This is a genomic window from Catenibacterium mitsuokai, from assembly GCF_025148785.1.
Classification (GTDB): Bacteria; Bacillota_I; Bacilli_A; order Erysipelotrichales; family Coprobacillaceae; genus Catenibacterium; species Catenibacterium mitsuoka.
In genome coordinates this window covers 1,002,567-1,026,462 of record NZ_CP102271.1, presented here as the reverse complement: position 1 = coordinate 1,026,462, position 23,896 = coordinate 1,002,567, and the positions used below count along the sequence as shown (strand labels likewise).

At 34.6% G+C, this 23,896-nt stretch carries 21 protein-coding genes; 4 read left to right on the top strand and 17 right to left on the bottom strand.

Annotated features, from left to right (window positions below; translation table 11 throughout):
• The first annotated feature begins 221 nt into the window (after nt 1–221).
• The 3 genes from NQ499_RS05115 (at nt 222) to def (ending at nt 2,566) form a co-directional block, all read left to right on the top strand.
• Entirely contained in the window at nt 222–1,352 is a 1,131-nt protein-coding gene (locus NQ499_RS05115) for an IS1/IS1595 family N-terminal zinc-binding domain-containing protein (RefSeq protein ID WP_259848649.1), read from the top strand.
• 73 nt (nt 1,353–1,425) lie between these two features.
• The gene (locus NQ499_RS05110; RefSeq protein WP_259848643.1) at nt 1,426–1,773 is read left to right on the top strand and encodes a hypothetical protein; all 348 of its coding nucleotides are present in this window, start codon (nt 1,426–1,428) and stop codon (nt 1,771–1,773) included.
• Between the two features lie 223 nt (nt 1,774–1,996).
• Nucleotides 1,997–2,566, top strand: a complete 570-nt coding sequence (gene def / locus NQ499_RS05105) for a peptide deformylase (protein WP_040389726.1) — start codon at nt 1,997–1,999, stop codon at nt 2,564–2,566.
• 50 nt (nt 2,567–2,616) lie between these two features.
• On the opposite strand, the gene NQ499_RS05100 is transcribed toward def, so the two are convergent.
• The 7 genes from NQ499_RS05100 to NQ499_RS05070 all read right to left on the bottom strand — a co-directional run bounded on the left by NQ499_RS05100 (nt 2,617) and on the right by NQ499_RS05070 (nt 10,676).
• Nucleotides 2,617–3,042: a hypothetical protein gene (locus tag NQ499_RS05100; protein WP_006505148.1), complete on the bottom strand. Its 426-nt coding sequence runs from the start codon at nt 3,040–3,042 to the stop codon at nt 2,617–2,619.
• Between the two features lie 33 nt (nt 3,043–3,075).
• Nucleotides 3,076–3,696, bottom strand: a complete 621-nt coding sequence (locus NQ499_RS05095; protein WP_006505147.1) for a rhomboid family intramembrane serine protease — start codon at nt 3,694–3,696, stop codon at nt 3,076–3,078.
• On the bottom strand, nt 3,689–4,687 hold the full coding sequence (locus tag NQ499_RS05090; protein WP_040389725.1) for a DNA-processing protein DprA: 999 nt from the start codon (nt 4,685–4,687) through the stop codon (nt 3,689–3,691). Before NQ499_RS05090 ends, NQ499_RS05095 begins: the two co-directional genes overlap by 8 nt.
• Before the next feature lie 97 nt (nt 4,688–4,784).
• Nucleotides 4,785–7,424, bottom strand: coding sequence for a pyruvate, phosphate dikinase (ppdK, locus tag NQ499_RS05085; RefSeq protein WP_040389724.1), 2,640 nt, complete (start codon nt 7,422–7,424; stop codon nt 4,785–4,787).
• 155 nt (nt 7,425–7,579) lie between these two features.
• On the bottom strand, nt 7,580–8,689 hold the full coding sequence (locus NQ499_RS05080; protein ID WP_006505144.1) for a DEAD/DEAH box helicase: 1,110 nt from the start codon (nt 8,687–8,689) through the stop codon (nt 7,580–7,582).
• Nucleotides 8,689–10,284 carry a glutamate ligase domain-containing protein gene (locus NQ499_RS05075; RefSeq protein WP_006505143.1) on the bottom strand — a complete coding sequence of 532 codons (1,596 nt, stop codon included), beginning with the start codon at nt 10,282–10,284 and terminating at the stop codon, nt 8,689–8,691. Before NQ499_RS05075 ends, NQ499_RS05080 begins: the two co-directional genes overlap by 1 nt.
• A 65-nt stretch (nt 10,285–10,349) precedes the next feature.
• Nucleotides 10,350–10,676: a cyclic-di-AMP receptor gene (locus NQ499_RS05070; RefSeq protein WP_006505142.1), complete on the bottom strand. Its 327-nt coding sequence runs from the start codon at nt 10,674–10,676 to the stop codon at nt 10,350–10,352.
• Nucleotides 10,677–10,774: 98 nt separating this feature from the next.
• On the opposite strand from NQ499_RS05070, the gene NQ499_RS05065 reads away from it, so the two are divergent.
• The gene (locus NQ499_RS05065) at nt 10,775–11,776 is read left to right on the top strand and encodes an A/G-specific adenine glycosylase (protein ID WP_006505141.1); all 1,002 of its coding nucleotides are present in this window, start codon (nt 10,775–10,777) and stop codon (nt 11,774–11,776) included.
• A 16-nt stretch (nt 11,777–11,792) separates the two neighbouring features.
• On the opposite strand, the gene NQ499_RS05060 is transcribed toward NQ499_RS05065, so the two are convergent.
• The 10 genes from NQ499_RS05060 to NQ499_RS05015 all read right to left on the bottom strand — a co-directional run bounded on the left by NQ499_RS05060 (nt 11,793) and on the right by NQ499_RS05015 (nt 23,238).
• Complete coding sequence (locus NQ499_RS05060) at nt 11,793–12,734, bottom strand: PhoH family protein (RefSeq protein WP_006505140.1); 942 nt, start codon at nt 12,732–12,734, stop codon at nt 11,793–11,795.
• A gap of 57 nt (nt 12,735–12,791) precedes the next feature.
• A complete protein-coding gene (gene rpsU, locus NQ499_RS05055) occupies nt 12,792–12,977 on the bottom strand; it encodes a 30S ribosomal protein S21 (protein ID WP_006505139.1) in 186 nt (61 codons plus the stop codon).
• A gap of 111 nt (nt 12,978–13,088) precedes the next feature.
• A complete protein-coding gene (locus tag NQ499_RS05050) occupies nt 13,089–14,567 on the bottom strand; it encodes a UDP-N-acetylmuramoyl-L-alanyl-D-glutamate--2,6-diaminopimelate ligase (RefSeq protein ID WP_006505138.1) in 1,479 nt (492 codons plus the stop codon).
• A complete protein-coding gene (mtaB, locus tag NQ499_RS05045; protein ID WP_006505137.1) occupies nt 14,554–15,861 on the bottom strand; it encodes a tRNA (N(6)-L-threonylcarbamoyladenosine(37)-C(2))-methylthiotransferase MtaB in 1,308 nt (435 codons plus the stop codon). Before mtaB ends, NQ499_RS05050 begins: the two co-directional genes overlap by 14 nt.
• A 4-nt stretch (nt 15,862–15,865) precedes the next feature.
• Nucleotides 15,866–16,639: a hypothetical protein gene (locus NQ499_RS05040; protein WP_040389723.1), complete on the bottom strand. Its 774-nt coding sequence runs from the start codon at nt 16,637–16,639 to the stop codon at nt 15,866–15,868.
• A 1-nt stretch (nt 16,640) separates the two neighbouring features.
• Nucleotides 16,641–17,375 carry an RsmE family RNA methyltransferase gene (locus NQ499_RS05035; protein ID WP_006505135.1) on the bottom strand — a complete coding sequence of 245 codons (735 nt, stop codon included), beginning with the start codon at nt 17,373–17,375 and terminating at the stop codon, nt 16,641–16,643.
• Nucleotides 17,376–17,471: 96 nt separating this feature from the next.
• On the bottom strand, nt 17,472–20,039 hold the full coding sequence (gene clpB, locus NQ499_RS05030) for an ATP-dependent chaperone ClpB (RefSeq protein WP_040389722.1): 2,568 nt from the start codon (nt 20,037–20,039) through the stop codon (nt 17,472–17,474).
• A 164-nt stretch (nt 20,040–20,203) separates the two neighbouring features.
• Nucleotides 20,204–21,409, bottom strand: a complete 1,206-nt coding sequence (locus NQ499_RS05025; RefSeq protein WP_006505133.1) for an ATP-binding protein — start codon at nt 21,407–21,409, stop codon at nt 20,204–20,206.
• A gap of 22 nt (nt 21,410–21,431) precedes the next feature.
• Complete coding sequence (locus NQ499_RS05020; protein WP_259848806.1) at nt 21,432–21,641, bottom strand: helix-turn-helix domain-containing protein; 210 nt, start codon at nt 21,639–21,641, stop codon at nt 21,432–21,434.
• Between the two features lie 214 nt (nt 21,642–21,855).
• On the bottom strand, nt 21,856–23,238 hold the full coding sequence (locus NQ499_RS05015; RefSeq protein WP_006505132.1) for a transglutaminase-like domain-containing protein: 1,383 nt from the start codon (nt 23,236–23,238) through the stop codon (nt 21,856–21,858).
• Between the last annotated feature and the right edge of the window lie 658 nt (nt 23,239–23,896).

Sequence of the window (23,896 nt, the reverse complement as noted above, 5' to 3'; positions counted from 1 at the left end):
ACTGTTTAATCAATGGGAAGACCAAAATCAAATAATGTTCAAGTAAACATATCTATTCCTATGGAGTGGAAAATAGAACTTGAAAACCTTCACGTATCTATTGTATTGAGGAAGGCGAGATTATTACATTTCTTGACCTTATGCGTAAGTTTAATAAGAAAGCTCCTCTTTTGCAAATGGGTGGTAAGTAGCAATTTGTTACAGGCAATGCTATAATTAGAATGCTTGTAGAAAGGCAAGCTCTTGAAGAGCTTCATGAGGTGAATAACCATCAAGAGGAACTTGGCGGTTCTGGTTATTCATCTCGTGAAACTCCGAACCGCCAAATACAAATGAATAAAAAAGAACGTAGAAAATATTCATCTTTACGTTCGTTTACTTGGTCTGCAAATCAAGAGAAATCAGAAGGACAATTGCTTGTTGAAAATACTGCTCAAGAATGGTACAACGCTAAACATGCAACATCATCTGTTTCAGAAATAGAATTTATAAATTCTTTAGACATAAAACAATGTCTATTCTGTGGATCTCATGATTTTACAAAGTATGGGCATAAGAAAGACGGAACACAAAGATATATTTGTAAAGGATGTGGTAAACGCTTCACACCTTTGACAAATACAATCTTTGATTCAAAAAAGATTCCTATTTCAGAATGGATTGAGTATTTACTGCATTTGTTTGAATTTCATTCTATAAATTCGACAGCCTACGACAATAGAAATTCACCAACTACAGGTAAATATTGGCTGATTAAAACATTTGAAGTCTTAAAAGGAATACAAGACAATGTTGTACTAGATGGTACAGTGTATTTAGATGAAACCTATTTTGCAAAGACAAAAAATAAACTAGCGACAAAAGATGGAAAGAAACTAAGAGGAATTTCTAGAAATAAAATAGGTGTTGGTGTTGCCTGTAATGAGACAAAATCAATTTTTATAGTTACAGGAACATCAAAACCCTCAAGAAAATCAACAAAAGAAACATACAGCAAGCATATTGCAAGAGGCTCTATATTAGTGCATGATGATGAGCATTCTCACAGTATATTGATTGAAGAATTAGAACTGGAAAGCAAAGTATACTCTACAAGAGAAACAAAAGGTTTACCAGATAAAGACAACCCATTATATCCAGTTAATAATCTTCATTTATTATTGAAACAATTCATAAGAAATCACGGAGCTTATGACAGAGAACACCTCCAAGACTGGCTGAATCTATTTTGGTTCATTATGAATGATCCAAAGGATAAGTACGATAAGGTATTAAAATTTATAGAAATGGCAGTTTTGTCGCCAAAAAGAGTGCGATATCGAGATGCAATGAGCTCTAAACATAGTAAATAAGCGAATAATCACCACCCATTTGCAAAAGAGGAGCTAATAAGAAAAAACTTTTTGGTAAATCTATAAAGAATAGATGCTCTTCTGGGTTCAGGCTGCTGTAAAAGAAAAATTCAAGACCACAGGTGATACATATATAGATATGTCTAATGATTATAGAGCATCACAATATGACCATACCGCAGATGATTACATAAAGAAGAAATTATCTGATAGGATGTATCATTTAGCCGATGGAACTCTAGTACAACGAGATTGGTATTCATTATTTCTGTTGTACTGCTATGACTACCGGACTAAGAATATAGATAGAGACAGATGTATTTCAGAATTTGAAAAGTGTTACAGTAAGGAAGAAGCCTTAATTAAAAGAATTAAGATTAATAGAATCAAAGTATTGAATAGTGGAATCAAAATAGTATAAAATAAACATCAGGGAGACTGATTATACTTCCTTATCGAAAGATAGAAATTTACCATTAATGTGGTCGTTGGACTGCTTGGTAATAGAAGTTCTTACTTAAATAGATTTATACTTGTATTCCAAAGTCTGAAAATGATGTACGATTACAAGCTAAACTTGACAGTAAGAACCCCACGAGCTTGCCCGTGGGAGTAGTCAGAATGACACAGAGGTGAAACGAAGTATGTTAAGCATGAAAAATGTAATTGATGATAAAAATCCTTTAATTCGTGAAAAATCTAAAGAAGTGACTTTACCATTAAGTGATGAAGACCGTCATACTTTAATGGAAATGTATCAATATCTTGTAGATTCTCAGGATGAAGAAAAAGCTGAAAAGTATGATTTAAGACCTGGTGTAGGTATTGCCGCTATTCAGATTGGTATTCCAAAGAGAATGTGTGCTATTTATATTCCTGCAGTAGATGAAGAAGGCAATATTGTAAAGTGCGATCAGTGGGCACTTGTTAATCCACGTATTGTTGCAAGTACAGTAAAGGTCGCCTATTTAAAGAATGGTGAAGGATGCTTATCTGTTCCTGAAGACCAGCCTGGTATAGTTCCTAGAAGCGCTAAAGTTACTGTAAAAGGCTATGATGCCTTAACCGATCAGGAAGTGACTATTGTTGCAAGAGGCTTTACTGCCATCTGTTTACAGCATGAATTAGATCATTTTGAAGGTATTCTTTATTATGATCATTTTAATAAAGAAGATCCAAAAGCACCCATTCCAAACGCAATGGTGATTGAATAATACTCCTCACGGAGTATTTTTTTTGCATTTTAAAAGACAGCATACGCTGTCTAGTAATAATCTCTACATATATTAATCATATCATTCACATAGACGATTCCACCATTGATTGCATTATCCGATAATTGACATTTAAGTTCTATTGGCAGCTTACAGCAATATTGTTCACGCATAAGAGGCAGATCCTGCCTCATGCATAAATCAGATATATCATCAAGCGCCTTTGAAGAAAACATAAATGTAGAAAATAAAGCAATATTCTTCACATGATCACGGTTGAGCTTCATGACAAACTGTTCTACTTCTTTTGGTTTACCAAAGTATGGACAATCAAATCCAAGAACAAGAAGATCTACACAAGCATCAAAATCGTAGTCTTGAAATGAAATTGCCTGTGTTCTTGCAGTTTTTGCCATCATGGTTGCAAGTTGTTGTGCATATTTACTTTTATGACTGTAGACAATCGCAATATTCATAGACTCACCTCGTGGATTCAGTATATCAAGACATTATGAACTATGTAAGAACTTCTCACGTTTTCTTTTATTTATATATAGAATAATATAAGCAGACACAAAACCACCGATCAGACCGCTCACATGACCAGATAAAGATATTGTTGGAACAACAAAAGATATAAACAACATTAATAAAACATTCATCCCTAAGCTTCTTGCAATGTCGCGAAGCTGTGAGGGAAAGAATAGATAAAGAGCACCAATAGCTCCAATGATTCCAAAAATGACCCCACTGACACCACCGCTTACTGTATGTGCTCCTGTGCCAAATAATAAATAAGCAATATAAGGAAGACCAGTGGTAGAAAGCATAGATGCGAGTATCACTATTATATACTTTTTAGTTCCTATTAAATATTCAGCAAAGCAACTTAAATCAAATAATGAGTAACAGTTAACTACAATATGCATCAGGCCAAAATGAATGAAATTGGCCGTAATCAAACGATAGTATTGATGTGTGACATGAACATAATAAGGATTGAATCCTCCTGCCGCTAAGCCCTGCATGGCATTCATATCAATACTCAATAATAATGTTGTCGCTATATAAGTCATTATACATAAAGCAAGCAATGTATATGTTACTGGATATTTTTTTATATTATTCATGCTTATCCTCAATAAATTCAAATATTGTCATCTGATCAATACTTGGATCATCCTTTTTAATAATAGTTTCATGATTATCTAATACTTCTGCTAGAGTGACATCCGATTTCAAATCTTCATCAGTAAAATGTGCTTCTCCCATTTCAATCAGTCTAATATTACCGCTATAGTCCAATGTTTCATAGACAAGTTGTCTTGTCCAGTGAGAATGAATATTCTGAATAGATGTAAACCAGACAGGTCCACTACCAATATGAGTTCCTGTAACCACTTGTGCAAAGACCATACCACAGATATAAAGATTCTTATCTAGTGCATGTGTCACATCAAATAAAGCATAAGGGTCATTGGCACTCATAATCAGAAGTTTATTCTGTTTTAAATATTTAGAATAGAGTCTGATTTTATCAAACATATGATCTGCGACAAATAAAACAGCATTCCCATTATTCGTTAAATGAGTTCTTAAAGCTAACTCCTCCACACCTTTTGATCCACCCACAACAAGGGTATAACCTTCCTTAGAAACCTTCTTCATGATTTCCTTAGTGACATGACGCATTGTCTTATTCATCACCTGTGGACCAGCAACTGAAATATTAACACCATAACTTAAAGAGAGATCACCTATATAACTTATTACTAAGGGCATCTTGCTTCCAAGCACTCTTAAACAAGCTGGATAATCTTCTTCATAAATAGTAGTAACACCAATATTCTGGCTTTCTAGATTCTGAAGCGCATAAAAGAGATCAGGCAATAATTTCTGCCTTTTTTCTATCTTGCGCGCTGTAAAAGCATCAAGTCCAATAATCTGAGTTAAAGTATCATAACTCATGCCAGTAATCATGCTCGGTTCTTTATTAGTAGATTTCAATTTTTTCTCAATTTCCTGCCATTCTTCAGTATTCAAAGGCTGCAGAGAACTTGGAATCAAATCACCACAGCATAATATCAAGGCAAGACTGTTTAATGTTAGTTGTAATTTCATATTCTTATATTCCTTCTTAAGTGACATTATACCATAGAAAATTTAGATAAAAAAGTGGCCGTTCTTACGAACGGCCTAGTGAAAGGATAAGTAGTTATTACAAAATACCCATTTTTTCTTTAACAGCAGCCTGAGCAGCAGCAAGTCTTGCGATTGGTACACGGTAAGGTGAGCAAGATACATAAGTTAATCCGATCTTATGGCAGAATTCTACTGTCTTTGGATCGCCACCATGTTCACCACAGATACCAAGTCTGATATCAGGACGAGTTGATCTTCCCTTTTCAGATGCAATCTTCATTAATTCTCCAACGCCTTCCTGGTCAACAGTAGCGAATGGATCATGTTCATAGATATTCTTAGAATAGTAATCGCCTAAGAACTTAGCAGCATCATCTCTTGAGAAACCGAATGTCATCTGAGTTAAGTCATTTGTACCAAATGAGAAGAATTCAGCTTCAGTTGCAATCTTATCAGCTGTGATTGCAGCTCTTGGAATTTCAATCATAGTACCAACTTCATATTTCATGTCTAATCCGCTTTCAGCAATTAACTTATCAGCAGTCTTAACAACTACATTCTTTACATACTTTAATTCTTTAACATCACCAACTAATGGGATCATGATTTCTGGAGTGACTGTATGTCCTGTTTCCTTAGTTACGTTGATTGCAGCTTCGATTACAGCTCTTGTCTGCATTTCAGCGATTTCTGGATAAGTAACAGCAAGACGGCATCCTCTGTGACCCATCATTGGGTTAAATTCTTTTAATGATTCTACTCTTTCCTTTAATGCTTCGAAAGTCATACCTAAGCTTTCAGCTAATGGTTTGATTTCTTCATCAGTATGAGGTAAGAATTCATGTAGAGGTGGATCTAAGAAACGGATATTAACACTATATCCATCCATAGCTTTGAATAATTCTTCAAAGTCTCCTCTCTGGTATGGAAGAATCTTTTCTAATGCTTCCTTACGAGTTTCTACATCTTCAGCAGTAATCATTCTTCTGAAGTTGAAGATTCTTTCTTCTTCGAAGAACATATGTTCAGTACGGCATAAACCGATACCTTCAGCACCAAATGATGCAGCCTGTTTAGCATCTCTTGGAGTATCAGCATTTGTTCTTACATATAATTTTCTTTCTTTATCAGCCCAAGCCATGAAAGTTTCGAAATCACCACTGATGGCAGCAGGAACAGTCTTGATCTTCTGAGCAAATACTTCACCTGTAGAACCATTTAATGATACATAATCACCTTCAGTTAATACTGTACCATCTGGTAATGTTAATGTCTTCTTATCTTCAGAAACTCTTAATACACCACAACCAGCAACACAGCAAGTACCCATACCACGAGCAACTACTGCAGCGTGAGATGTCATACCACCACGTACTGTTAAGATACCTTTAGCTAAGTTCATACCTTCAATATCTTCTGGAGAAGTTTCATTACGTACTAAGATCATATCCTGAACGCCATTTGCATGCGCTTCCTGAACATCTTCAGCTGTGAAGAAGATATGTCCAGTAGCAGCACCTGGAGAAGCAGCTAAACCTGTAGCAACAGCCTTTGCAGCCTTATAATCATCTTTATCGAAGTTTGGATGTAATAACTGGTCTAACTGTTTTGGTTCAACCTTTAATAATGCTTCTTCTTCATTAATCATGCCTTCTTCAACCATGTCAACAGCAATCTTTAATGCAGCCTGAGCTGTTCTCTTACCGTTACGAGTCTGTAACATGAATAACTTACCATCTTCAATTGTGAATTCCATATCCTGCATATCTTTATAATGATCTTCAAGAATATGACAGATCTTCTGGAACTGTTCATAACATTCTGGCATAACTTCATTTAATGTAGCAATTGGCTGAGGTGTTCTGATACCAGCAACAACGTCTTCACCCTGTGCATTCATTAAGTATTCACCGAATAATTTATTTTCACCAGTTGCTGGGTTACGAGTGAAGGCAACACCAGTACCTGACTTATCACTTCTGTTACCATAAACCATCTGCTGAACGTTTACAGCTGTACCCCAAGAACCTGGGATATCATTTAAACGACGATAAGTGATGGCACGGTCATTATTCCAAGAACCGAATACTGCTTCAACAGCAGCTAATAACTGTTCAATTGGTTCCTGTGGGAAATCAACACCTGCATGTGCTTTATAAGCTTCTTTATATACAGCAACAACTTCTTTTAAGTCATCTGCTGTTAATTCAGTATCGAATTCAACACCTTTTTCTTCTTTAATTGCATCAAATTTATGTTCGAAATCTGATTTTGGGAATCCCATTACAACGTCAGCGAACATCTGGATGAAACGACGATATGAATCGTATACGAAACGTTCATTTCCAGTTGTTGCAGCGAATTCCTTAGCAACTTCATCATTTAAACCAAGGTTTAATACTGTATCCATCATACCTGGCATAGAGATTCTTGCACCAGAACGTACAGATACTAATAATGGGTTCTTTGGATCACCTAAAGTTCTTCCAGTGATTTCTTCAAGCTTTTTAACGTGTTCAACGATCTGTTCTTTAATATCATCTGAGATCATTTTTCCGTCTTCATAATATTGTGTACAAGCTTCTGTAGTCACTGTAAAGCCCTGAGGAACAGGTAAACCGATACCTGTCATTTCAGCAAGGTTGGCACCTTTACCACCAAGGAGATTACGCATATCCTTGTTACCTTCGCTAAATAAGTAAACATATTTTTTCATAACTACTAAATCCTCCTTATGTCTTTTCACTTCTTCTATTATACACGTGTAAGGGCTTACTTGCAAACGCTTTCTTTTCTGTAATTGATTACACATTAAAAAAAAGCCCTATATAAGGGAATTATTATTGTTAAAAAAATAACAACTATTTTCTCTTATCGGGCTAAATGATGGATAATTGCAATTAATTTGTCTGGTTCAAGAGTATAAAGCACATCTGGGTTTTTATTGATTGTTTCATAAAGAAGATGCTGATTCTTTTTATAATCCTCCTTAGAAATAGTAATCACAGGATGTTTTAATACTGTCTTTAGTTGTTTCTCTGTCATATTTGTATCATAGATGTATGAATGCATCACGCCTTTGACATGTGTCAAATGACTCATATATTGATACAAATCATGAACACCTATATGAATAACTGTCTCACAACATAAAGATAAATAGCGAGACGCTATGTCTGACACAATCAAGAGACCACCTTTTTTATTGAACTCATGCATAATGCGATACTGAGATGCACGATTCATAAATTGATGAATGACAAGTTCTGTATTGAATTTTTTCTGATAATAAAGAACAGCTTCATAGCTTTGCACAAAAATCACCTGCTTATTTTCTGAATTAAAATAAGCGTCTTCTGTAATGAAATGCGTACAATGAGAAGTAGCCTGATATTCATGAAGTGTTGTTTTAATATTATCTTTTAAGTCTTTATGATGATTAAGACCATATAGAATGCTGGCACAATCAAGGGGCATATGCTTCTTGATTTCTTTAATTTCTCTTATTTCTTCATTAGAAAATTGATTGGATTCCTGATAAATCAGATAAGATACAAAGTTGGTATCAATGACCTTTCTTCTAATATATTCCAATAATTTGGTAGGTGTCGTAAAGAGGATATCTATTCCATTATGAATCGTCTGGCATTCTTCAAAGGTATTGGTTCCTGGATAGGACGTAATAAAACGATATTGTGTGTATTTATTGTATTCTCTCATATCAAAAGAAGAAGAAAGCAGTTCTTCTTTATGTCCAAGAAGAATGATCTGTGTCTTCTCTTCATGAATCATTGAGGCAAGCAGTGGCGGGATGATAGATAAGAGACGGTCTTTTGTTGAATCTATATTCAATATAAAAGACTGGCTCTTTTCAATCAAACGATAGGACTGCTTCTGAACAATACCAGGTGCAATCATCCCCATATCACCTAATGCATGAATGACCTCATCAGGCCATGCATATTTAATATATTTTTTCATTATTTAGATAAAATATATTGTCTCACTTTTGAGATAAAATAAAGAGAACCTGTAATAAACACAACACCTTTATGACTATATGCCTCGTCTACGGCATGTTTCCAGTCTTCATCAATTTTGACTGGGAAATCTTCAGCAAGTTGTTGAGCCGTTGCACGACGAGGATGATCAAATTGTGTGACTGTAATATCCTTTGATAAAGATAACAACGTCTCTAACATATGATGTGTATCCTTGTCACCTAAAGCTGAAAAAATAATCTTGATATCACTAAAATCACGAGCACTTTCAAAGAAGGCATCCATTCCCTCTCTATTATGTGCCCCATCTACAATAATTAATGGATTTTTGTGAATTGTTTCAAAACGGCCTTCCCATACTGCATCATGCATTCCTTTTTCTAGATCTGCATCCTTGAATGGAAATTCTTTTCTAATATATTCTAGAATATTAATCGCAAGTGCACTATTAGTGACCTGATAGTGAGCTGATGTAGACAAATCAATATGATATCCATGATAATCATAAGAAATAGAGGCTCCATAATAAACACGTTTAGGTTTTCTTATTTCTATTACATAAGAATGATGCTTATGTGCTTCTTCATAGAAGACCTCTAAACATTCAGGTCTTCTTTCCGCTGTCATATAAGGAATACCACGTTTAATGATTCCTGCTTTACTTCTTGCAATACTCGCATATGTGTTACCTAGAAAGTTGACATGATCTAAACCGATATTTGTATTAACAGAAAGTATTGGCGAAATGATATTTGTCGCATCAAGTGTACCGCCTAGACCTACTTCAAATAAGGCAATATCGACACCCTGTTCAATAAAGTACATCACCGCAATAAACACTTCTATTTCAAACTTAGAAAGCTCATATGCCATCCAGTCATCCATATAACGATTGGCATATCTTACAATAGTTGCTTCATCAATAGGTTCATCATCCACTCGAATAATATCTAAACGATTCACTAAAGCTGGAGATGTAAATGTCCCTACTTTATAGCCGGCACATTTAAGAACTTCTTTTGTATAGTTTGTTGTAGAACCTTTTCCATTTGTCCCACCAATATGAACACAAGTCAACTTAGTCTGTGGATCATAGAAGTCATACATGAAGTTCTTAAAGTTCGTTAAAGAATAAACACGGTCCTTTTGTGCTTCTATAAATTCTAATACCTGATCATAATCACTAAAACGAGGAAGCACTGGAATAGTCTTCTTCAATAAATAACGACCATTTGATTCTACATCTACTACATAATCATGCTGTTTAAAGAAAGAAAGATGTTCTTCATCTGTATAAGCAGTTAATTCTTTTGTCACAAATCTTTCAGCTAGTTCAAGAAGTTCTTCCTGTACAAGTGTATCCTGATAATCATCAGATACATAAACAAAAGAAATATTAGACAAATCAAGTAGTTCAAGTATGCCTACAATCACTTCTCCACTATATGCAAGAAAAATCATCTTACATGGGTCTTTTAAAGCCCTTGATGTTTCATAATAGTCTTTTGCAAGAAACTGCACAATTGCGTCAATATCCTCTCTAGTCGCAATCTTATATTCAAAATTTTCATTCATATTAATCACCTGTTGACTATATTAAAGTAAAAAGGATGGTTTGACCATCCTTTTTTTCTCAATTATTAGATTTTCTCGAATCGATCAACATCAACTACAAATACTGTAGCACCACCAACAAGTACATCTACCATGATTGGTGTAAAGAATTCACCCATTTCTGTAGGTGGAACTGTAGGTTCTTTTTCGACACGCTTCTTGGCATTTGCTTTAATGATTTCAATAGCGCCATCTACCTTATCATCATTTGTTCCTACGAAAAATGTTGTATTTCCCTTCTTCAAGAAACCTCCTGAAGTGGCTAATTTAGTCACAAAGAAACCACCTTCAGTTAAAGCACTCTGAACAGTTGAACTATCATCATTATTCACAATCGCAATTATCAGTTTCATACTATTGACCTCCTAATAAGAATTAGTTTGTATTTATATTCTAGCATATTTGAAGACAAAAATACACCTATAATATATAATGACTCATGGTGATTTAAATGAATATACAAGAAGAATTAATAAACTGGTACAAAGAGAATAAACGTGTTCTCCCTTTTAGAGATATAGACGACCCTTATAAGATATGGGTGAGTGAAATCATGCTGCAGCAGACTACCGTCACTGCAGTGATTCCCTATTACAATCGCTTTATAGAAAGATTTCCAGATGTTAAAACCCTATCTGATGCCTCAATAGAAGAAGTCTATAAATACTGGGAGGGATTAGGCTATTATCGTCGCGCATTACATCTTCATAAGAGCGCACAGATGATTGAGAATCACTTTCCTAAGGATTATGAAGATATTCTCTCACTTGTTGGTGTAGGCCCCTATACCGCAAGTGCTATTATGAGTTTTGCCTATCATAAACCTTATATTGCAGTGGATGGAAATGCTTTAAGAGTATTGAGCAGATTATATGCGATAGAGGATAATATTGCCTCAAACAAGACTGTAAAGAAAATTACGGAGATAGGAAACAAGCTCGTCGTTGGTTATGATTCAGCTCAAATTAATCAAGGTATTATGGATTTTGCGAATGCAATCTGTCTCCCTGTTCATCCTCATTGTGAAGAGTGCCCACTTCAAAGTCATTGTCAGGCTTATTCAACAAATAAGCAGGAAGTTCTTCCTATCAACATCAAGAAAGTAAATAAGAAGAGTATCTCTTATATTACAGGTATAGTTGTTTATGAAGATGAAGTCATGCTTATTAAAAATAAAAATGGTTTACTAGAAAATATGTATTTACTCCCGCAATATGAGGTAGAGAGTCCTTATTCCTTTATAGAGGCATTTAAAGAAAATTATGGCATAGAATTAGAAGCATTATCTCATTTAAAGGATTTTAAACATGTGTTCAGCCATCGTACATGGTATATGCATGTTTATATATTTAAAGCGAATAAACATTCAATAAACTTCTATACAAATAAAGAGCAGGAGGAAATCACAATTCCTACGGCTCATAAGAAAATACTGAAATATTATAAAGACTGATCAGAAACGATCAGTCTTATTTGTTCATATCGTATTTTTCAATAATTCTAGCAACAACTGGATGACGAACAACATCGAGCGCTGTTAAGTAAACAAAAGAAATTCCTTTAACACCCTCTAGGATCTTCATGGCGTGCTTTAAGCCATTCGTTGTCTGTTTAGGTAAGTCAATCTGTGTAATATCCCCTGTAATACACATCTTAGAATTGAAGCCAAGACGTGTTAAGAACATCTTCATCTGATTGTCTGTTGTATTTTGCGCTTCATCTAGAATAACATAAGCATCTTCTAATGTACGACCACGCATATAAGCAAGTGGTGCAATTTCAATAATACCCTTTTCAATCAGTTTTTCTGTATTTTCTGCACCTAACATATCATAAAGTGCATCATAAAGAGGTCTTAGATAAGGATCAATCTTCTCTTTTAAGTCCCCTGGAAGGAATCCAAGGTTCTCTCCTGCTTCTACAGCAGGTCTAGTTAAAATGATTTTCTGTACTTCATGATTCTTTAATGCCTGTACAGCAAATACAACAGATAAATATGTTTTACCAGTTCCAGCTGGACCAATCGCAAATACAACATCATGATCCTTTAAGGCATGATAATATTCTAATTGACCCATAGTCTTAGGATAGATGATCTTACCATGGCTTGTACGCGCAATATGAATATCAAAAAGTGAATCCATTTCATCAAGTTTTCCATTGCGTCCTAATTTAATAGCATATACAACATCTCTTTTAGAAATACGTACATCTTTCTTAGTCAGTTTGAGAAGTACATGAATTACTTTTTCTAGTACTGGATCACTATGATCAAGATAAATATCTGTACCACGTACATTGATTGCATTTTCAAACTCATCTTCTAATAATGCGATATTTTCATCATGCGGACCACATAACAATTGCATGGCATCTAAACTGTATCCATTCAACTGAATTACTTTTTCCATAAAATCATCCTTTCATTGAAAAAAAGAAGAGTCAGATGACTCTTCTAAAAATAAATCTTATCTACGACGTTTCTTCTGGTTCTTTCTAGCTGCTTCTGATTTCATTTTTCTCTTTAAACCAGGTTTAACATAGAATTCTCTTTTACGAGCTTCAGCAAGGGTTCCTGTTCTAGAAACTTGTCTCTTAAAACGACGTAAAGCATCATCTAAAGATTCATTTTCTCTTACTACTGTCTTTGCCATTGAACTTTCCCCCCTTTACCGCTAAATTCGAATATGATTATACACAATGATTTTAAATAATGCAAGTCTTTTTTGACTTTTATTCATGTAATTTGATAACTTATTTCAAATCTATAATTCTTCTTCCAATTCCTGATTATATAACTGTTTTGCATACTCCTGTGCAATGAATTTATCTCCAGGATAAGGTGTGTTACCTACCAGAGATGTCATGAACTGTTCATGGCCTTTTCCCAGGATAAGAATAACATCTCCTGCACAGGCTGCATCAATAGCCTGCTGAATCGCAAAACGACGATTGGTGATGATAACAGAAATTGGATCTACAATCTGTTCTTGAATCTGTTCACAGATTCCTTCAATATCATCGTCTCTTTCATCCTGCTCTGTCAAAATGACATAATCACAGTACTTATTAGCCAAAGCACCAATCTTGCTTCTTTTATGAATATCTTTACGACCTGGTGCACCAAATACCGCAATTAAATGACCATTACCCTTTACACCATATACAAACTTAAATACTTCTTCAAAGTTATGTGCATGCTGGCAATAGTCTACAATAATATGGAAAGGCTGTTTAACAGGTACAACCTCCATACGCCCTTCTACTGGCTGAATATATTTAATCGCATTGACTATTTCTTCAGGTGTCATTTCTAAGGCATAGAGTGTTGTCAATATTGCAAGTGTATTTGAAATATTAAAAGGCGCAATGATTGGTACCTCTACATGAAATAAACGGTTCTTAATACATATATCAAACGTTGAATGATCAATAAAATATTCAATATTACGAGCCATAATATCTGCCTTATGATGAATACCATAGCTTAAGATCTTTGCATGTTCTGACAAATCTTTATAATTCATTGAAAGAAAATGATTAAAGCGCACTTCATCTGCGTTTAAGATAGCATAACCACCTTCTTGTAATAATCTAAAGAGCTTTTCATAAGAGACCATCAGATTATCAATCGTACCATGAAAATCCATGTGTTCTTCATAAGCGTTTGTAAAAACCACAATACTGAAATTTACAGAATCAACACGCTTTAAAGCTAAACCATGAGACGATACTTCAAGAGTAAAGCCTTTCACATTCTCCTTAACCATGTTGTAGAAATTACGATGAAGGCAGATTGGGTCAGGTGTTGTTCCTGTCATCTGCATCATAGTGGCTCCATATTCTATTCCATTATTTCCTACATAGCCCATCTTTAAATAACGACCTAATAAGCGTGCAACAACACGAGCTACTACCGTTTTGCCACTTGTGCCTGTTACACCAATACCTGTCATCTTATAAGAGGGATGATCATAGAAAAGATCTGCCACACGATTGAGTTCATCGAGAACATCCGGCACTTGAACATAGACAATACCCTGATAATAACGACGCAATGGTTTAGAATGGACAATACATTTAGCCCCTTGGAAAATAGCATCATCCACATATTTATGACCATCTGTCACAAGTCCTTCAATGCAAAAGAAGATAGAATCTTTTCTTACATAACGAGAATCGCTATGTATAGATTCAATCTTCAAATCACTTTCAACTTTAAAAAGCTCATTAAGCCTCTTCACTAGAAACCACCCCGATTAAATCATAACCTCGATGATCTGTTACTTTCACTTTATAAATATGTCCTTCTTTTAAAGAAGTATCTGCCACAAGAACCTTCAAGTAATTAGATGCATGACCAACCATATAGCCATCTTTTTCTTCTTCAATCAATACTTCTAGTTCCTTATTCATTTCAGATAATGCGAATTCTGTTTTTAATTCATCAGATAACTTTAATAGTCTTCTAACACGTTCTTTCTTAACATCACCTGGGACCTGACTAGGCATACGGTCTGCAGGTGTACCTCTTCTTCTTGAGTAAGGGAAAACATGCAACTGATTAAAATGAAGCTTCTTGATCCAGTTATATGTATCTACAAAGTCTTCTTCTGTTTCTCCTGGGAATCCTACAATAACATCTGTTGTAATAGAGATTCCTGGTAATGCTTCCTTTAATTCAAAATATTTCTTTTCAAATTCAGCTGTATTATAATGTCTTGCCATTCTTCTTAGAATAGAATCTGTACCAGACTGAATTGGAATATGAAGATGATCAACAATAATAGGACTCTTTCCAATAAGTTCGATAATCTCATCACTGACCTGACTCATTTCAATAGAAGAAATACGTAATCTCTTCAATCCTTTAATCTTAGTTGTCAAATCTACCAATAAGTCATAAAAAGAATAATTCTCTAAATCCACACCATAACCTGCTGTATGAATACCAGTTAATACGATTTCTACAAATCCTCTGTCTACTAATTCCTGAGCCTGTCTTAATACATCTTCCTTAGGACGAGAACGTACGCCTCCACGTGCATAAGGAATAATACAATATGTACAGAAGTTATTACAGCCATCTTGAATTTTCAAGAAAGCTCTTGTTTTATTTTCAAATGCATGAATACTTAAGTCTTCAAAACGAGACACCTTCATAACATTTTCGATTTTAACTATCTGTTTATGTGTGCTCTTATATTCTTCTACAAAGTCCACAATAGATGCACGATGCTGTGTTCCTAGCACAACAGAAACACCTTCAATTCCTGTGATTTCTTCACTCGCAACCTGTGAATAACAGCCCACAACGCAGATGACTGCTTCAGGGTTTGTACGATGTGCCTTACGGATCATCTGTCTTGATTTAGAGTCTCCTGTATTTGTGACTGTACAAGTATTAATAACATATACATCTGCAGGAGATTCGAAGTCGATTGTTTCATATCCTCTCTTTTTGAATATTTCTAACATCGCCTCTGATTCATAGCTGTTTACTTTACAGCCTAATGTATGAAAAGCAACTGTTGCCATTGTCTCACTTCACTTTCTTATTTAATTTCTTATATGTATGATCACTAATCAATTGATGATCATGCATGTATTCAATGAACTGTGTATATTCACCATGTTCATAATAACTAACTAATTCTTTCGCATCTTCGATAGACACCTTATTAGAATGACGATTATCATCACCTATGACCATACGGCAGATTAATGAGAAATCTTCTTTCACAAATAAATAGATCGTCCCCAATTCTTCATAATAGTAAGCAATATGGGATTCATTTTCATAAATCTTTTCTAAACTTGAAAAAGGTGTATCTAATAAAATAGGTCCATAATATCTATAAGCGGTATCTAATGTGATTTTCTGACTCTTTACAAATTCAGCATGCTGCTTCAATAAGAGAATCTGATAATCGTTGATATACCAACCATTAATATCAGGAGAATAGACAGGAATATAAATATCTCTTGAACTTTCTTCATCATAAAAATGAGGGAGCGTTTCTAAAACATTCTTGAGATCATTGTTGAACATCTTTCGTTTTTCTTCATAAGTGATATATTCAAACATATCATAATGACCTGCCGCAAAAAGATCATAAGACCCTTCAATGGCATCTCTACCTTCTAATGAACGTAGGACAATTTCCATATTGAATAAATCAATTTCAGATTTGATTTTAAAACGAATATCTATTGATTCTAGTTCTTTTTTATGTTCTTCACAATAATGATACAACTTTGTCTTAGTATACTTTGTATCCCTGCTGTATTTATTAATGACTGCAATAAAGTTCATATTAATCCCCCAATTCTCTTCTATACCCAATAACACTTAGCATATATAAAGGTGCTGTTTCACTTCTTAATATACGATTACCAATAGAACATGGCACAACACCCATTACCTGCATCTTTTCTACTTCCTGAAGATCAAAACCTCCTTCAGGTCCTACAATAATAGTAATAGAAGTATGAAGTGCATCAAGTGCTTTCGTGAAAGCATGATGTTCACCATTCTTGCTTTCTTCTTCATATGCCACAACATTAACTTCAGATAAATAATCTTTAAGCTGTGATAATTGAATAGGAGGCGTAATTTCAGGAACAATCTGTCTATGACATTGTTCACTTGCTTCCTGAGCAATACGAACAAAACGCTCTTTTTTCTTATTAAAACGTGTTTCATCCATCTTCACAATACTTCTAGAAGCACGTAATGGAACAATACGTGTAACACCTAATTCTGTTGCTTTTTGAATCACAAATTCAAATTTATCACTCTTAGGTAACCCATAGACTAGAGTCACTTCAACATCCAATTCATTATTTTCCTGAAGTTCTTCCTTAATCTGTAATAAGCCCTGTTTTAAGTCTATGATTTCACACAAACATACATGCTTATCTTCATCAATGCAAATAACATGTTCGCCTTTTTCCATGCGCATAACCTTAGTCATATGCTTATACATAGAATCATCAGCAATAATAATATCATTTTGTCTATAATTGTTTTTAATAAAATATCTCTGCATAGTCATCTCTCCTCTAGCATTCTAACATTTTTATGAAACAATGAAAAGACAATAGAAAAAAAAGAAGATAGAGGGGGTTCTATCTTCTTTTACACTTTATGATTCTCTCGCAACAAATCCATTATCATAATCAATGATTACATGACTATTGGCATGAATTGTACCTTTGATAATTTCTCTTGCAAGCATTGTCTCAATATGAGACTGGATATAACGCTTGATTGGACGAGCGCCAAATGTTGCATCAAATGCATCCTGTGCAATTCTATTTTCAGCCGCATCAGTGACTTCTAGAGTAATCTTCTTTTCTTCTAGACGGCCTTCAAGTTCATGAATAAACTTATCAATGATCTTATAAACAACACTTGAATCAAGTGAGTTGAACATAACGATTTCATCAATACGGTTTAAGAATTCAGGTTTGAAGTGCATCTTTAATTCATTATCCACTTCTTTACGTGTTTCTTCATTATTACCCTGCAACAAGTACTGAGAACCGATATTAGAAGTCATAATGATAATTGTATTCTTGAAGCTAACTACATTACCTTTAGAATCTGTTAAACGACCATCATCAAGAATCTGTAATAAGATATTGAAGACATCTGGATGGGCTTTTTCAATTTCATCTAATAAAACAATACTATATGGAGCACGTCTAACTGCTTCAGTTAACTGTCCACCTTCTTCATAACCTACATATCCTGGAGGAGCACCTAATAAACGAGAGACACTATATTTCTCCATATATTCACTCATATCGATACGTACAATATTCTTTTCGCTATCAAAGAGCTGTTCTGCTAAAGTTTTCGCTACTTCTGTCTTACCTACACCAGTAGGACCTAGGAATAAGAATGAACCAATTGGTCGGTTTTCATCATTGATACCAGCACGGCTTCTAAGTATTGCATCAGTGACCTTAGTAATGGCTTCATCCTGACCAATAACTCTCTTCTTCATAATATCTTCAAGATGTAATAGTTTTTCTTTTTCTGATTCCATTAGCTTAGAAACTGGAATATTTGTCCATCTAGAGATAACTTCAGAAATAGTATCTACAGTAACCTTTTCCTGTAAAAGAGCATCATCATTTTCTTTTGCCTGATAGTCTTCTATTTCCTTATTAATAGCTGGTATAGTCTGGTATTTGATCTTAGAAGCTTCTTCTAGGTTACCCTGAGATTCAAATTGTGCCATCTGTGTTTCAAGACGAACCTTCTGATTCTTTAAGTCCTTGATATGATCCACCTGAGACTTTTCTGATTTCCACTGTTCAGTTAATCCAGCAATCTTTTCATTTAATGAAGCAATCTTCTCTTTGATTTCTTCGAGTCTCTTTTCATTGTCTTCTGTTGAATCTTCTTTTTCAATAGAAATTCTTTCCATCTCTAGACGATTCTTATCACGTGTAATTGTATCTAATTCTTCTGGCATAGAATCAATTTCCATACGTACTGAAGCACATGCCTCATCAATTAAATCAATGGCTTTATCTGGCAAGAAACGATCAGTAATATAACGATCACTCATATGAGCCGCTGCGATAATCGCACTATCCTGAATCTGAACACCATGATGAGATTCAAATGGTTCCTTTAAACCTCTTAGAATTGCAATAGTATCATCAATATCAGGTTCCTGTACCAATACTTTCTGGAAACGTCTTTCTAAGGCTGCATCCTTTTCAATATACTGACGATATTCATCAAGTGTAGTTGCACCAATACAATGTAATTCACCACGTGCTAACATTGGTTTTAATAAGTTAGCCGCATCCATAGCACCATCTGTCTTACCTGCACCTACTAGCTGATGGATTTCATCAATAAACATAATGATTTGTCCTTCAGATTTCTTGATTTCATTTAAAACAGCTTTTAATCTTTCTTCAAATTCACCACGATATTTAGCACCTGCCACTAGTGAACCTAAATCAAGTTCAAATAAAGTTTTATCTTTTAATGTTTCAGGTACATCGTTCTTAACTATACGCCAAGCAAGTCCTTCTACAATTGCCGTCTTACCTACACCTGGTTCACCAATTAAAATCGGATTATTCTTTGTCTTACGTGATAAGATCTGAATCACACGTCTGATTTCTTCATCACGTCCAATAACTGGATCAATCTTGCCATCTTTAACATCTTTAACAAGATCACGTCCATATTTTTCTAATACTTCATAATTATTTTCTGGGTTTGGAGTATCCACTTTATGTCCTCCTCTCATTTCCTTAATGATTTTTTCTACTACTTTCTTATCTAGATGATAACGAGATACGAAGTTTCGGATAAAGGTACCTTGCGAATTAAACAGTGCGAGAATAAGATGTTCTACACTCATATAGTCATCTTTATACTCTGTCTTAATTCTTTCCGCATTCGCAATCCAGCTATTCAAATCATAACTTAAGCGTAACTGATCCTGTGTGACCTGTCCTACACTCGGTTTCTTATTTATCTCAGCATTGAGTAGATCCTGTACTTCTGGTATAGAAATATTGAGTTTTGTAAGCACTCTATAGAAAATACCAGAACTATCTTCTAATAATGCATACATGAGATGTTCAACATCTACAATCTGCTGATTAAGAGATAAAGCGCTCTGCGCCGCACGTCCAAATGCTTCCTGCATGGCTTCTGTCCATTTTTCACTATTCATCGCAATCACTCCTTTTAGCACTCTTCTTTCTCTTGTGCTAATGCTAGTATATCACTTTTATTAGCACTGTCAAGTAGCGTGTGCTAATTTCTATAAAGATTTTGTGACTTGTTGTGACTACTAATTGAAAAAAGTAATTACAGTCTTAAAGCATTTTGCTTTGCTCAGTCTACAATCCCCAATAACCAGTCTCTTGCATTTATACGTCGAATTCCTTCATATTGTTCTTCTGGTTCTTCATCCATTGTTAAGATAATCTTCGGATAATGATCTCGTATTGCTTGTAATGGTCTTAATTCTCTCAAAAGTGTATTTTCATCTCGTACAGTCAGTGCTACCTGGAAATATACTGTTCCCTTTTTATTCTGTGCTACAAAATCGACTTCATATGAATCGATTTTTCCAACATACACATCATATCCTCGACGCAACAATTCCAAATAGACTATATTTTCCAGAACATGTCCTGCATCTGCCTGCCTTGAACCTAAAAGCATATACCTCATTCCAATATCAACTATATAATATTTTTCAAGAGTCTTTAAATATTGTTTTCCCTTTATATTATAACGTTTTGCCTGATATATAATATAGCTCTCGCTAAAAGCCTCCAGATATTTTTCCACCGTTTTGGTATCAATTTTTCGCCCCTCTGAGGTCATCGTATCTGCAATTTTTTTTGAGGACAATGGATTTCCTATATTATCAAACACAAATCTTAAGACACTCTTAAGCATCATAGGATCTGTGATTTTTTTCCTGTTTATAATATCCTTCACAACAATCGTATTATAGATTCCTTCCAGATAATCTCTAATCTCATCTGGCTGATTTTTTAATTCCAATGTAAACGGAAATGAACTATTCTGCAAATACTCAGCATATTTAATTCCTCTGTCATTCATGCTACCAGTACTTTCCATATATTCCTTAAAAGACAACGGCAACATTTCAATCTGAATATATCTTCCTGAAATCATAGTCGCAATCTCACTAGACAACATATATGCATTAGAACCAGTCACATAAATATCTATGTTTTTTTTAATATAAAGACTGTCCAGCACTTTCGGAAAATCTTTTACATTCTGAATTTCATCAAGAAAAATATATGTCATTTTCCCATTAAGCAAACGTTCCTTTAAATATTTATATAATTTTCTGTAATCTGTCAGTTCTTCATAATCAAGATCTTCAAAATTAATAGAAATAATCTGTTCTTCCTCAACCCCATGTTCTTTTAAATAATTGCGATAAATTTCCAGAAGCATAGATTTTCCACAACGTCGTACACCTGTAACAATTTTAATCAACTGCTTATCTTTCCATGCAATCAGTTTTTCTAAATATTCTTTTCTTTCTATAATCATAATAATGCTCCCTTCGTTTTTACTAATTATATTCCAAAAACAACAAAATATTCAATAGTTTTAGGATTACATTCCAAAAACTATTGATTTTCATATCTTTTTGGGAACAAAAGTTGACTTGATAGCTGTTTCTGTGTGAATCAATATTATTCGTCTCCATATAGACAATATATCCGGCATAGCGGTCAAGGACAGCCTGTATTGCTATGGAGTCTCCCTCATATGCCTTTATAATCGTATCATAGTGTTGAGCATCACTTTATTTACTGCTAAAAGACACATAATTATTCAAATTAAATGAAAAAGGCATTACAGATATGAACTCTTTCTATTCACATTATTTGTAATGCCTTTTTTATGTTTTGTGTGTAAAAAAGAAAAGGGAAGGAAACATCCAAAACCACTCTTCAAACATTTCTGTCCCTAACAGCGAGACTTACGATAATTTATTTTTCAATATCTTCCATAGAAATCAGTTCCTGTGATACATCCACCTGAGAGAAGCGAAGATCATGATCCTCGTACTCAAATTCTCCTCTCTGATTATCAATCGGATCGATGCGGAGCCATTTTTTCTCTGGCATGAATTCTTTTTGGATTTCAGAGTTGGCTGGCATACGGAAAATGTCCAGATTACCAAAGTAATAGTTCCAACGCTCTTTGTCTCCTTCACGCCATGCACTTCCACCAAAGGAAGGGTCTGCAAATACCCATCCATAAGGTGCTACATAGAATTGTGCCCAATCATGGCATCCTGTATAATACTTCGTTGCATATAGACCTGACTGCCAACGTGCTGGAATTCCAGACATGCGGCAAAGTGTGATGAATAACAGCGTCTGTACACCACAGTCACCTTTTAGGTTGATTGCACAGTATTCTGGAATACACTCAATTGTAAAATACTCTCTCATAAAAGAATACATAACTTTTGTTGTCACAAAATCATAGAATCGACGTGCCAAAATAATTGGATTCGTCTCATCTCCTGCAAGCTCATCTCTTAGTTCTCTTAAGTAAGGAGTGAATACGATATGTGGTGCCTGCTCTTCCAAACAGAAATCTGGCTGCTCTTTAGACACCTTGTCAGGATCTAACTCGACATAATTGACATGGTAGTCAAATGAATAATCAACCATAAACTCCTGATTCTCTTTCAGTTCAGTCTCAAAATACACTGTTCTCTGTGGTGCATCAAAAGGTGCTATATATGTAATCTCTGGATTAGATGCATGAATCTCTACATGAGAAACCTGCTCATATACCTTTGGAATTGGAAGATGTACACGAACCTTTCGTCCTACCTCTTCGAATTCTTTCTTAACTTTTATTGTTGAACGTATACGAGTATGTACAGTTCTTCCACCATGTTCCTTCATGTAATGTATATTTTCGTTCAGTAGCTTCTGATTCAGGTTGTTTTCTTTGTTATTCTCTGGATTTTCTACAATAACACGCTTGGCAAAGTCTGGACGTGTCTTAATTAGATTTTCATAGAATCGACGCTGAAAATGTACCTCGCCGTCCACATAAATCCAATCGGCTGCACCGATTTCTTTTAAATGATCTAACTCTTCTTTTTTGAAATCACGCAAATGGCTCTTCATGATTTCCAATGCTTCATCATAAGTAAATGGATATTCATTTCCACCCATAACACCAATGACTTCCTGTTCGATTTCCAGACGTTTTCTAAGTGCCTGTGGAATATCCTTTTCTTCTAGAAAATAATGAATCATTTTCTGGGCTCCAGCATAATCACCATAAATTTTTAATTTCAGAATGTCCTCTGGAAGCGGAACATTCATAAAAGATAAATCCTGATACATGAGTTATACCTCCTCGCATACTAATTTATATTACTGTTCGTTTTCAAAACCTATGAACTACGCTGACTTGAATAGCATATCTGTTAATTTAAAGACTGCCTCCATATTTGCACAAGTGATGTTATTTGCTGCTGCAGTAAGGATGGCTGCTAAGTAATCCCCAGATCACTCTCAATCCATAATTTATTCCTGAAGTCACTAAAATCAATATCATGCACAAAGCAGAATAATCCTATTCCTCATCTACTGACAATTGAGTATGATACACATAATGCTTTCGCAAATTCCGTCTGACTTATAAGCTTTGTTTTCGAACTTCTTTTATATATTTCAAAAAACTCATCTGCAATCTTTTTTCAAAATATAGTAAAAATTATAGCATGTATGCAAATAACTTGCTGTATTTTATAATACATTTTCTCGTTCTCTAATGATATCCTGTAAAAACAGGACCTATTGCCTTGTTACGATGTTTAGTGCACATGATAGGCTGATAATTCAACAAGACCACTGAATGGTTGTTATCATTCAATTGTGTAATATCTATTACCTTTTTTTTGATTATATATAATACTATTTGACAATAAAGGCAAAAAGTGCATGACCCACTATCAGTAATATAGCCATGCACTTGTAACAAATTGTTTATACCTTATAG